Consider the following 12,081-nt stretch of genomic DNA (forward strand, 5'->3'; position numbering starts at 1 on the left):
TTATTCCTCGATTTCATTCAGGTTGCGCCCCGCCAGCGCGGCTTTCACCGTCGAGTCCAGGCGGCGGGCAGCAAAGGCATCGGTCACTTGCGACAGACGCTTGGTCTGCTGCTCGATGGCGTAACCATCGGTACCTTTCATCAGTTCGGTCAATTCCTGCACTTGCATGTCGATGACCAGACGCTCTTCGGCATCCAGCAAGCGCTCGCCATCAGCCTCCAGAGCCGCCTGCACCGCCTCAATCAGGCGCTGTGCGTCGACTTGCTGCTCACGCAGTACACGGGCGACTTTGTCGTCATTGGCGTGCTGGAACGAATCCTTGAGCATTTTGGCGATTTCGCCATCGGTCAGACCGTAGGACGGCTTGACCTGAATGCTCGCTTCAACGCCCGAACCCAATTCACGGGCCGAAACGCTGAGCAGACCGTCGGCATCAACCTGGAAGGTCACGCGAATCTTCGCCGCACCGGCCACCATCGCCGGAATGCCGCGCAATTCAAAACGCGCCAGGGAGCGGCAGTCGCTGATCAGCTCGCGCTCACCCTGCAACACGTGGATCGCCATGGCCGACTGGCCGTCTTTGTAGGTGGTGAAGTCCTGGGCGCGAGCGACGGGGATGGTGGTGTTGCGCGGAATCACCTTCTCCATCAGGCCGCCCATGGTTTCCAGCCCCAGGGACAACGGAATCACGTCGAGCAACAGCAACTCATCGCCATCGCGCTTGTTGCCAGCCAGGGTATCGGCCTGGATCGCGGCACCGATGGCCACCACTTGATCCGGATCGATTTCAGTCAGCGGCTGACGACCAAAGGCTTCAGCGACCGCTTCGCGAACGCGGGGCACACGCGTCGAGCCGCCAACCATGACCACTGCATGCACTTCTTCCAGCTCGACACCGGAGTCACGCACTGCGCGGCGACAGGCTTTCAGGCTGCGCGCGACCATCGGCTCGATCAGCGCATCAAAGGCTTCGCGGGTCAGCTCGGCTTTCCAGCCGCCATGAGCCACTTCAACCGACGAGGCGGTGGTCAGCGCTTCTTTGGCAGCGCAGGCTGTTTGCAACAGTTGACGCTGCGCGCCCGGATCGAGGTCGGCGGACAAACCGGCGCTCTCGATGATCCAGCCAGCAATCGCGTGATCGAAGTCATCGCCGCCCAGCGCGCTGTCGCCGCCGGTAGCCAAAACTTCAAACACGCCGCCGGTCAGGCGCAGAATCGAAATATCAAAGGTGCCGCCGCCCAAGTCATAAATGGCGACCAGGCCTTCAGCGTGCTGATCCAGACCGTAAGCCACTGCGGCCGCGGTTGGCTCATTGAGCAAACGCAGCACGTTCAGACCGGCCAGCTTGGCCGCGTCCTTGGTGGCTTGACGCTGCGCATCATCGAAATAGGCGGGAACGGTGATCACCGCGCCGACCAACTCGCCACCCAACGTCGCTTCAGCGCGCTGACGCAGCACTTTGAGGATATCGGCGGAGACTTCGACCGGGCTTTTCGGCCCCTGCACGGTGTCGATGAACGGCATGTGCGATTCGCCGCCGACAAAGCGGTAAGGCAGTTGATCGCCCAATTGCTTGACGTCGGACAGACCACGACCCATCAAGCGCTTGACCGACAGCACGGTGTTCAAAGGATCTGTGGCGGCAGCCAGCTTGGCGGATTCGCCGACTTCGACGCGATCAGCGTGATAGCGCACCGCAGACGGCAGGATGACCTGCCCGTCAGCGTCGGCCAGAGGCTCGGAAAGACCACTGCGCAACGCAGCGACCAGCGAATTGGTAGTGCCCAAGTCGATCCCCACAGCCAGACGACGCTGGTGCGGTTGAGGACTTTGGCCGGGTTCGGCGATCTGCAGTAGGGCCATTGGTATCAGGACTTATCTGTATATCAGGCGTGCGACCGGAGCGGCACTGGGTTAATCGTCGAGGCGCTCTTCTAACTGGCGCACTTCGTAGGTGAGCTTGTCGAGGAACTGCATGCGCCGCATCAGGCGTTCGGCCTGCTCACGGTGCGCCGCATCATTCCAACAAGCCGCGAAGCTTTGGTTCAGTACATCCTGGGCGGTTTTCAAGCGACGCTTGAACGCTGCAACACCGGCCAGATCGGCACTGTCTTGCAGGTCTTCGAGCTCTTCCCGCAGCTCCATCTGCTGCAGCAGAAACTCCGGATCATGCACCGTGACCTCCAGCGGCAGCTCGCCACCGTTCAAGGCGAGCAAGTAACGCGCGCGCTTGGGCGGACTTTTGAGCGTCTGGTAGGCCTCGTTGAGGCTCGCGGATTGCTCTAGCGCCAACCGCTGCTCACGCTCGGAAGCGTCAGCAAAGCGGTCCGGATGAACACTGCGCGCCAACTCACGGTAGCGCGTAGCCAGCTGATCGAGGTCCAGATTGAAACTCGGTTGCAGCTCAAATAAAGCGAAATGACAAGGAGTACCCACGACAAGCCTCAGATGTTGAAGCTTTCGCCGCAGCCACATTCACCGCGTACGTTGGGGTTGTTGAACTTGAAGCCTTCGTTCAACCCTTCCTTGACGAAATCGAGTTCGGTGCCGTCCAGGTAGGACAGGCTTTTCGGGTCGATAATCACTTTTTCACCGTGACTTTCGAACACCTGATCCTCTTCAACCACCTCGTCGACAAACTCCAGCACGTAGGCAAGGCCGGAACAGCCTGTGGTGCGAACACCCAGACGAATCCCTTCACCTTTGCCGCGCCCGTCGAGGGAGCGCCGCACGTGTCGAGCAGCCGCTTCTGTCATGCTGATAGCCATCGGTGACTCCTTACTCGTCGCCAAAACCTGAAAGTCAGATCAAGCCTTTCTTCTGCTTGTAGTCACGAACGGCCGCTTTGATAGCGTCTTCTGCGAGTACGGAGCAGTGGATTTTCACTGGCGGCAGAGCCAGTTCTTCAGCCAGCTGAGTGTTCTTGATGGTCTCGGCTTCGTCCAGGGTCTTGCCCTTCATCCACTCGGTAGCGAGGGAGCTGGAGGCGATAGCCGAACCGCAACCGTAGGTCTTGAACTTGGCGTCTTCGATGATGCCTTGCTCGTTGACCTTGATTTGCAGGCGCATAACGTCGCCGCACGCCGGAGCGCCAACCATGCCAGTGCCGACATCAGGATCTTCCGCGTCCATCTTGCCGACGTTGCGCGGGTTTTCGTAGTGGTCGATGACCTTTTCGCTGTAAGCCATGATGCTTAATCCTCACTCATCAGAGAGTCGCTCTTAAAGCCCTGCAAACCTTGGTCGTACAGGGCCGGTTCGCGGCGACTTGGAATCAGTGTGCCGCCCACTCGATTTTCGAAATGTCGACACCGTCTTTGTACATGTCCCACAGCGGCGACAGAGTGCGCAGCTTGGTAACGGCCTCGCAGACTTTCTGCGCGGCGTAGTCGATTTCTTCTTCGGTGGTGAAACGGCCGAAGGTGAAGCGAATCGAGCTGTGTGCCAGTTCGTCGTTGCGGCCCAGGGCGCGCAGTACGTACGAAGGCTCCAGCGAAGCTGAGGTGCAGGCCGAACCGGACGAAACAGCCAGGTCCTTGAGCGCCATGATCAGCGACTCGCCTTCAACGTAGTTGAAGCTCAGGTTCAGGTTGTGCGGTACGCGGGCGGTCATGCTGCCGTTGATGTACAGCTCTTCCAGGCCTTCGACCTGTTTGAAGAAGCGGTCGCTCAAGGCTTTGATGCGCACGTTTTCGGCAGCCATGTCTTCTTTGGCTACGCGGAAAGCTTCACCCATGCCGACGATCTGGTGGGTCGCCAGGGTGCCGGAACGCATGCCACGCTCGTGACCGCCGCCGTGCATGGTCGCTTCGATGCGAACACGCGGCTTGCGGCTGACGTACAGCGCGCCGATGCCTTTAGGGCCGTAGGTTTTGTGGGCAGAGAACGACATCAGGTCGACTTTCAGCTTCGACAGGTCGATGTCGACCTTGCCGGTGGACTGAGCCGCGTCGACGTGGAACAGAATGCCCTTGGAGCGGAGCAGTTCGCCGATGGCTTCGATGTCGTTGATGGTGCCGATTTCGTTGTTCACGTGCATGACCGAAACCAGAATGGTGTCGTCACGCAGTGCCGCTTCGATCATGGCCGGCGTTACCAAACCATCAGTCTGAGGCTCGAGGTAGGTCACTTCAAAACCTTCACGCTCCAGTTGGCGCATGGTGTCGAGGACAGCCTTGTGCTCAATCTTGGTGGTGATCAGGTGTTTGCCTTTGGTCGCATAGAAATGCGCCGCACCCTTGATTGCCAGGTTGTCGGATTCGGTGGCACCGGAGGTCCAGACGATTTCACGCGGATCGGCGTTGACCAGGTCTGCAACCTGACGACGGGCGTTTTCGACGGACTCTTCAGCTTTCCAGCCGAACACGTGGGAACGGGACGCCGGGTTACCGAAGTTTCCGTCAACCAGCAGGCATTCACTCATTTTTTGCGCAACACGCGGATCAACCGGGGTGGTCGCAGAGTAATCAAGGTAAATCGGCAATTTCATGGACTATCTCCTAAATCAGGCTGGCTGGCGTGCCGTTAGCTCTTTGGCTGTCATTCGACGGCGGACGCTTCAATCTTGTCCAGGCGTGGCGCCTTGCTGTTGCAACGGCGCTGGTCCTGACGCTGGGCTATGTCTTGTACCTCACGGCGAGTCACAAGGTCAGCCAAGCTGATACCGCTCAGAAATTCGTGAATCTGCAGGCTCAGGTCACACCACAAGTGGTGAGTCAGGCAGGTATCGCCTGAATGGCAATCGCCTTGGCCCTGGCATTTGGTGGCATCCACCGATTCGTTCACTGCATCGATCACCTGGGCGACCTGAATGCCCTGCATCTCGCGGGACAGTTGGTAGCCGCCGCCCGGACCGCGGACGCTGGACACCAGATTGCTGCGGCGCAATTTGGCGAAAAGCTGTTCGAGGTAGGACAGGGAGATGCCTTGGCGCTCGGAGATATCGGCCAGGGACACCGGCCCGTGCTGCGCGTGCAACGCCAGATCGAGCATGGCGGTCACAGCGTATCGGCCTTTTGTAGTCAGTCGCATGGACAATTACCACGGAGTTCGGAATGGGGCGAGTATGCAATTCCCGAGTATTTAAGTCAACTATAAGACCTAGTACTTTAGTCAGGTTTACCCGCAAAAGAGCGGCCGCATCATAGCAAAGGCTGGGGGTGTATCACCAGTAAATGCGCGTTATTGTTCTTCGCGAGCAAGCCCGCTCCCACAATGGAATGCATTTCAAATGTGGGAGCGGGCTTGCTCGCGAAGGGGGTCGACCCGGTCTAGCTGGCCTGACTCTGATCCTTGTCCTTCACGCAGGCGAAATCTTCTTCGCGCAGCTCAGGCAGATCCTTGGCACAGTAGTTACTGCCCAGATCTTTCAGTGCGCCGCACATCCCCTCCAGACGACCATCGACCGCCTGCAAGTGATCCAGCAACTGACCAATGGCACGCGCCACCGGGTCCGGCATGTCTTCGCCGACGCCGTAGGCATCGAAGCCGATCTTCTCGGCCATGGCCTTACGCTTGGCGTCCTGCTCGTCATCGGACTTGACGATGATCCGCCCGGGAATACCGACAACGGTCGCCCCGGCAGGCACTGCCTTGGTCACCACGGCGTTAGAACCGACCTTGGCACCCGCGCCGACGGTAAACGGGCCAAGTACCTTGGCGCCCGCACCGACGACCACGCCATCTTCAAGGGTCGGGTGACGTTTGCCCTTGTTCCAACTGGTCCCCCCGAGTGTCACGCCTTGATAAAGGGTGACGTCGTTGCCGATCTCGGCGGTTTCACCAATAACGATGCCCATGCCATGGTCAATAAAGAAGCGACGACCAACCTTGGCACCCGGATGGATCTCGATCCCGGTCAGCCAGCGACCGAAGTTCGATACCAGGCGCGCCAGCCATTTCAGCTCTGCGCGCCACAAGGCCGCCGACAGACGATGAATCCAGATGGCATGCATGCCCGGGTAGCACGTCAGAACTTCAAAAGCGTTACGCGCCGCCGGGTCTCGATGGAATACGCTTTGGATATCTTCACGCAGACGCTCAAACATTATTAATCCTTCCGCTTAAGAAGCTCGCCACGGGCCGCTTTTTGGGTTTCCGTGAGTATGCCGCGCAATATGTTCATTTCCGCCCGACTGACCGAGCTACGTCCGTACAACCGGCGCAGGCGCGCCATCAAGTGCCGTGGCTTTTCCGGATCGAGGAATTCGATGGCCACCAGGGTTTGTTCCAGGTGCTCATAGAATCGCTCCAGCTCATCCATGGTCGCCAGCTCACCACTTTTGGTGGACGCCACTTCATCTTTCTCGACCTTGCTCGGCTGCCCTTGGGCCGCAAGCCAGGACATGCGCACTTCATAGCCCAGCACCTGCACCGCCGCCCCAAGGTTCAGCGAACTGAACTCAGGGTCCGAGGGGATGTGCACGTGATAATGACATCGCTGCAGCTCTTCATTGGTCAGGCCGGAATCTTCACGACCAAATACCAAGGCAATCTCGGCGCCCTGCCCGGCTTCTTCCACCACTTTCACGCCGCATTCGCGGGGATCGAGCAGAGGCCAGGGAATGCGCCGGTCGCGAGCGCTGGTGCCAAGCACCAGATTGCAGCCGACCAAGGCATCTTCCAAGGTGGCGACGACTTGCGCGTTTTCAAGGATGTCACCGGCGCCGGAAGCACGAGCATCGGCTTCGTGATGCGGAAATAGCCGCGGTTCGACCAGCACCAGCCGCGACAGGCCCATGTTCTTCATGGCACGCGCAGCCCCGCCGATGTTGCCGGGATGGCTGGTATTGACCAGGACGACACGAATGTTATGCAGCACGGGAGGCGTTCTCGAACACAGAAATAGGGAGCCGAATCTTACAGTTCCTCCGGGTGTCCCGCCTCAAAAATAACTGTTCACTTTTGACGGCGTTCAATGTCGGCATGCTGCGTTGCCGCTTCTCCCTATAGCGAGCTATGAGTCGGCGCGGCGCCTTGCCTGCCAACATTGACCACTCGTCAAAAAGTGAACGTATTTCCGAGGCGGGACACACCGTTAAGCTATGAAAGCGAACACCGACCTTCACCTGTAGAAAAGTTCTGATAGAATGCCCGGCTTTCTTTAACAACCTTAGGTGACACATCCATGCAGCCCATGCTGAATATCGCGCTGCGCGCCGCCCGCAGCGCCAGTGAATTGATTTTCCGCTCCATCGAGCGCCTGGATACCATCAAGGTCGACGAAAAAGACGCCAAGGATTACGTATCCGAGGTGGATCGCGCCGCCGAACAGAAAATCATCGATGCGCTGCGCAAGGCCTACCCGAACCACTCGATCCTGGGTGAAGAGACCGGCATGCACGCCGGCAACGGTATCGAAGGCGAAGAATACCTGTGGATCATTGATCCGCTGGACGGCACCACCAACTTCCTGCGCGGCATTCCTCACTTCGCTGTCAGCATCGCCTGCAAATACCGCGGTCGCCTGGAACACGCCGTTGTTCTGGACCCGGTTCGCCAGGAAGAATTCACCGCCAGCCGTGGTCGCGGCGCTCAACTGAACGGTCGTCGCCTGCGCGTCAGCGGTCGCACCAGCCTGGATGGCGCCCTGCTGGGTACCGGCTTCCCGTTCCGTGACGACCAAATGGACAACCTCGAGAACTACCTGGGCATGTTCCGCGCTCTGGTTGGCCAGACCGCCGGCATCCGCCGCGCCGGTTCGGCAAGCCTGGACCTGGCCTACGTGGCTGCTGGTCGTTTCGACGCGTTCTGGGAGTCGGGTCTGTCCGAGTGGGACATGGCCGCAGGCGCCCTGCTGATTCAGGAAGCCGGCGGTTTGATCAGCGACTTCACCGGCGGTCACGACTTCCTTGAAAAAGGCCACGTCGTTGCCGGTAACACCAAATGCTTCAAGGCAGTTCTGACGGCGATCCAGCCGCACCTGCCGGCCTCGCTGAAGCGCTAAGCTTCCAGCGACAGAAAAAGCACCCTTCGAGGTGCTTTTTTTATGCATGGAATACTGCCCCACTCACACCAAAAACCTAATGTGGGAGCGGGCTTGCTCGCGAAAGCGGTGTATCAGCCCCCATCAATGCTGCATGTGAAGCCGCCTTCGCGAGCAAGCCCGCTCCCACATTGGAATTGTGGTGATTCATGAATTGCGGGCACAAAAAAAGCACCCCAAAGGGTGCTTATTTTTGACTCTCAAACCTGCGTATTCAGCGGTTTTCTTCATTCTGCGACAGGACCAGTTTGCCTTCCTTGTCGACCGGAATCTGGTTGCCGGGATCACGATCCATCCGCACTTTGCCTTCCTTGCCATCCAGCGAATAACGAACGTCGTAACCTACGACCTTGTCGCTGATGTCATTCACCGTATTGCAGCGAGTTTGAGTCGTGGTGTAGGTGTCACGCTCTTGCATGCCTTCCTGAACCTTGTTGCCTGCATAACCACCGCCGACAGCGCCTGCGACCGTGGCAATCTTCTTGCCGGTGCCGCCGCCGATCTGGTTACCCAGCAAACCACCTGCTAATGCACCGACCACCGTACCGGCAATCTGGTGTTGATCCTTGACCGGCGCTTGCCGAGTCACTGCGACATCCTTGCAGACTTCACGTGGCGTCTTGATCTGTGTCTTGACCGGTTCAACGGCTAGTACTTGCGCATACTCAGGGCCGCTTTTAACCAGGCTATAGGTGGCAACAGCACCCCCGGCAGTCACACCGACAGCACCCAATACCGCACCAACCAGCAACGACTTGTTCACATGAACCTCCTGACCATCACATGCGGGAAGAACCCGCGCTTCTCCCAGCCTTGGAGCATAAAAAAAGGCGCGAGTTCAACTCGCGCCTTTTTTGGCAGACAGCGGGAAACGATGGCCGTTATGGACGGTCGTCGACTTCCTTCTCGGTTGCCGCAGGAGGAATCAGATCCTCGCTGTTGAGGTTCAGCCAGATCAGCACCACGTTCGCGATGTAGATCGACGAGTAAGTACCCGCCAGAACACCGATGAACAGGGCAATGGAGAAACCGAACAGGTTGTCGCCACCGAAGAACAACAGGGCCGAGATCGCCAGCAACGTGGAGATCGAGGTCGCCATGGTGCGCAGCAGGGTTTGCGTGGTCGAGATGTTGATGTTCTCGATCAGGCTGGCCTTGCGCAGCACCCGGAAGTTCTCACGAACCCGGTCGAATACCACGATGGTGTCGTTGAGCGAGTAACCAATGATCGCCAGTACCGCCGCCAACACCGTCAGATCGAAGGTGATCTGGAAGAACGACAGGATACCGATGGTCACGATCACGTCGTGGATCAACGAAACGATGGCACCGACCGCAAACTTCCACTGAAAGCGGAACGCCAGGTAGATCAGGATGCCGCCCAGCGCCATCAGCATGCCGAGGCCGCCCTGGTCGCGCAACTCTTCACCCACCTGCGGGCCGACGAACTCGACGCGCTTGACGCTGGCCGGGTTGTCGCCGCCGACTTTCTGCAGCGCTTCAGCCACCTGGTGACCCAGTTGCGGATCTTCACCCGGCATACGTACCAGCAAATCGGTAGTTGCACCGAAGCTCTGCACGATTGCTTCGTGATAACCCGATGTCACCAGCTGCTCACGCACCTTGGTGACGTCGGCCGGACGCTCGTAGGTCAGCTCAATGAGCGTACCGCCGGTAAAGTCCAGGCCCCAGTTCATGCCCTTGTGGAAGACGCTGAAAATGGCCAGCGCCGTAAGGAACAATGTGACGCCGAACGCAAAGTTGCGAACGCCCATGAAGTTGATTGTACGTAACATGGCAGCCCCTTAAATCCACAACTTCTTGAAGTCACGACCGCCGAAGATCAGGTTGACCATCGCGCGGGTCACCATGATGGCCGTGAACATCGAGGTAAAGATCCCGAGGGACATGGTCACTGCGAAGCCTTTGACCGGGCCGGTGCCCATCGCAAAGAGAATCCCGCCGACCAACAATGTTGTCAGGTTGGCGTCGAGAATCGCGGTGAATGCCCGGCCGAAGCCTTCGTTGATTGCCCGTTGTACGGTCATGCCAGCTGCGATCTCTTCACGAATCCGCGAGAAGATCAGTACGTTGGCGTCGACCGCCATACCCATGGTCAATACGATACCGGCGATACCCGGCAGGGTCAGTGTTGCACCCAGCAGCGACATCAAGGCCAGCAGCAGCACCATGTTCACCGCCAGCGCGACGGTGGCAATGATGCCGAAGAAGCGGTAGATGGCGATGATGAACAGCGAGACAAACAGCATGCCCCACAGCGATGCATCGATACCCTTGGTGATGTTGTCGGCACCCAGGCTTGGACCAATGGTGCGCTCTTCAGCGAAGTACATCGGTGCAGCCAGACCACCGGCACGCAACAGCAGCGCCAGCTCGGAGGACTCGCCCTGACCGTTCAGGCCAGTGATGCGGAACTGAGCACCCAGCGGCGACTGGATGGTCGCCAGGCTGATGATTTTCTTCTCTTCTTTAAACGTCTGGACCGCAACGTCTTTCTCGACGCCGTTGACCATTTGCTTGGTGTAGGTGGTAACAGGGCGCTGCTCGATGAAGATCACCGCCATGCTGCGACCGACGTTGCTGCGAGTCGCACGACTCATCAGCTCGCCGCCATGACCATCCAGATGGATGTTCACTTCTGGCGTGCCGTGCTCGCCGAAGCCAGCCTTGGCGTTGGTGACCTGGTCACCGGTGATGATCAGGCCACGCTCGATCTGTGCTGGCGGACGCTTGCCTTCACGGAATTCGAACGTTTCGGTTGTGGCTTTCGAAGCCCCCGGCTCAGCGGCCAGACGGAACTCAAGGTTGGCCGTCTTGCCGAGGATACGCTTGGCTTCTGCGGTGTCCTGCACGCCCGGCAGCTCAACCACGATGCGGTTGGCGCCCTGACGCTGGACGATCGGTTCGGCAACACCCAGCTCGTTGACGCGGTTACGGACCGTGGTCAAGTTCTGCTTGATGGAGTATTCACGGATTTCCGCCAGCCTAGCTGGGGTCATCGCCAGACGCAGTACCGGTTGGCCATTGAGGTCGGCCGGAACAATGTCGAAATCGTTGAAGTTCTTGTGGATCAGCGCACGGGCCTGTTCGCGGGCAGCTTCATCACTGAAGCCCAACTGAATGGCACCGTTGAATTGCGGCAGGCTGCGATAGCGCAGTTTCTCTTTACGCAACAGGCTCTTTACATCGCCTTCGTACACTTTCAAGCGTGCGTCGATTGCCTTGTCCATGTCCACTTCCAGCAGGAAGTGCACACCACCGGACAAGTCCAGACCCAGCTTCATCGGGTGCGCACCGAGGCTGCGCAGCCACTGCGGAGTGGTTTGTGCCAGGTTCAGTGCAACAACGTAGTCATCGCCCAATGCCTTGCGCACGACGTCTTTGGCCGGCAGCTGATCTTCAGCCTTGGTCAGACGAATCAGACCGCCCTTGCCATTGGCCGCCAGCGTGGCTGCCTTGACGTTGATCCCGGATTCCTTGAGCGCAGTGCTCACACGATCCAGATCAGCCTGATTGACCAACAGCGCAGTACTTGCACCGCTGACCTGAATGGCCGGGTCATCAGGATATAGATTGGGAGCGGAATAAATCAGACCGACCGCCAGCACCGCCAGGATCAGAATGTATTTCCACAGAGGGTATTTGTTCAGCATCACGCCGCCCGTTTATGACGCGGGGCGCCTTGCGCGCCCCGTCGATTGAATATGAAGTTGAAACTTAGATCGCTTTCAGCGTGCCTTTTGGCAGCGTCGCGGCAATAGCGCCCTTCTGGAACTTCATTTCGACAGTGTCGGAAACTTCCAGAACAACGAAATCGTCTGCCACTTTAGTGATCTTGCCGGCGATACCACCGGTGGTCACAACTTCGTCGCCTTTTTGCAGGCTGCCCAGCAGGTTCTTCTGCTCTTTGGCGCGCTTGGCCTGTGGACGCCAGATCATCAGGTAGAAGATGACCAGGAAACCGACCAGGAAAATCCACTCAAAACCGCCACCCATTGGGCCGGCAGCAGCAGGTGCAGCAGCGTCAGCCATGGCATTAGAGATAAAAAAGCTCATTTAGCACTCCAGTTGCAAAT

Annotated in this window: 13 protein-coding genes; 1 reads left to right on the forward strand and 12 read right to left on the reverse strand. The window is 58.6% G+C overall.

Annotated elements, in window-relative coordinates; translation table 11 throughout:
- From hscA to trmJ, 8 genes are all read right to left on the reverse strand, one after another.
- A complete protein-coding gene (gene hscA / locus EAH78_RS16425; protein ID WP_140668439.1) occupies nt 1–1,863 on the reverse strand; it encodes a Fe-S protein assembly chaperone HscA in 1,863 nt (620 codons plus the stop codon).
- Nucleotides 1,864–1,914: 51 nt separating this feature from the next.
- Nucleotides 1,915–2,436, reverse strand: a complete 522-nt coding sequence (gene hscB / locus EAH78_RS16430) for a co-chaperone HscB (RefSeq protein ID WP_027922751.1) — start codon at nt 2,434–2,436, stop codon at nt 1,915–1,917.
- Nucleotides 2,437–2,444: 8 nt separating this feature from the next.
- Nucleotides 2,445–2,768, reverse strand: coding sequence for an iron-sulfur cluster assembly protein IscA (gene iscA, locus EAH78_RS16435; RefSeq protein WP_123435026.1), 324 nt, complete (start codon nt 2,766–2,768; stop codon nt 2,445–2,447).
- A gap of 34 nt (nt 2,769–2,802) precedes the next feature.
- Nucleotides 2,803–3,189 (reverse strand): Fe-S cluster assembly scaffold IscU, encoded by a 387-nt coding sequence (iscU, locus tag EAH78_RS16440; RefSeq protein WP_003443374.1) that lies wholly within the window; start codon nt 3,187–3,189, stop codon nt 2,803–2,805.
- Between the two features lie 85 nt (nt 3,190–3,274).
- Nucleotides 3,275–4,489 carry an IscS subfamily cysteine desulfurase gene (locus EAH78_RS16445; protein ID WP_007948176.1) on the reverse strand — a complete coding sequence of 405 codons (1,215 nt, stop codon included), beginning with the start codon at nt 4,487–4,489 and terminating at the stop codon, nt 3,275–3,277.
- A 50-nt stretch (nt 4,490–4,539) separates the two neighbouring features.
- Nucleotides 4,540–5,031, reverse strand: coding sequence for a Fe-S cluster assembly transcriptional regulator IscR (gene iscR / locus EAH78_RS16450; protein ID WP_027922748.1), 492 nt, complete (start codon nt 5,029–5,031; stop codon nt 4,540–4,542).
- A gap of 239 nt (nt 5,032–5,270) precedes the next feature.
- Nucleotides 5,271–6,047, reverse strand: a complete 777-nt coding sequence (gene cysE, locus EAH78_RS16455; protein ID WP_140668440.1) for a serine O-acetyltransferase — start codon at nt 6,045–6,047, stop codon at nt 5,271–5,273.
- 2 nt (nt 6,048–6,049) lie between these two features.
- Nucleotides 6,050–6,820, reverse strand: a complete 771-nt coding sequence (gene trmJ / locus EAH78_RS16460; RefSeq protein ID WP_140668441.1) for a tRNA (cytosine(32)/uridine(32)-2'-O)-methyltransferase TrmJ — start codon at nt 6,818–6,820, stop codon at nt 6,050–6,052.
- A 306-nt stretch (nt 6,821–7,126) separates the two neighbouring features.
- Between trmJ and suhB the strand changes: the two genes are divergently transcribed.
- The gene (gene suhB / locus EAH78_RS16465; RefSeq protein WP_140668442.1) at nt 7,127–7,945 is read left to right on the forward strand and encodes a type III secretion system regulator SuhB; all 819 of its coding nucleotides are present in this window, start codon (nt 7,127–7,129) and stop codon (nt 7,943–7,945) included.
- A 253-nt stretch (nt 7,946–8,198) separates the two neighbouring features.
- Here suhB and EAH78_RS16470 read toward each other — a convergent pair whose 3' ends face one another.
- The 4 genes from EAH78_RS16470 to yajC form a co-directional block, all read right to left on the reverse strand.
- Nucleotides 8,199–8,747 (reverse strand): glycine zipper 2TM domain-containing protein, encoded by a 549-nt coding sequence (locus tag EAH78_RS16470; protein WP_027922743.1) that lies wholly within the window; start codon nt 8,745–8,747, stop codon nt 8,199–8,201.
- Between the two features lie 118 nt (nt 8,748–8,865).
- Nucleotides 8,866–9,780 carry a protein translocase subunit SecF gene (secF, locus tag EAH78_RS16475; protein WP_140668443.1) on the reverse strand — a complete coding sequence of 305 codons (915 nt, stop codon included), beginning with the start codon at nt 9,778–9,780 and terminating at the stop codon, nt 8,866–8,868.
- Nucleotides 9,781–9,789: 9 nt separating this feature from the next.
- A complete protein-coding gene (secD, locus tag EAH78_RS16480) occupies nt 9,790–11,658 on the reverse strand; it encodes a protein translocase subunit SecD (protein WP_140668444.1) in 1,869 nt (622 codons plus the stop codon).
- 64 nt (nt 11,659–11,722) lie between these two features.
- The gene (gene yajC, locus EAH78_RS16485; RefSeq protein ID WP_003185175.1) at nt 11,723–12,061 is read right to left on the reverse strand and encodes a preprotein translocase subunit YajC; all 339 of its coding nucleotides are present in this window, start codon (nt 12,059–12,061) and stop codon (nt 11,723–11,725) included.
- Nucleotides 12,062–12,081: the final 20 nt, after the last annotated feature.

Source organism: Pseudomonas arsenicoxydans, from assembly GCF_006438915.1.
Classification (GTDB): Bacteria; Pseudomonadota; Gammaproteobacteria; order Pseudomonadales; family Pseudomonadaceae; genus Aquipseudomonas; species Aquipseudomonas arsenicoxydans_A.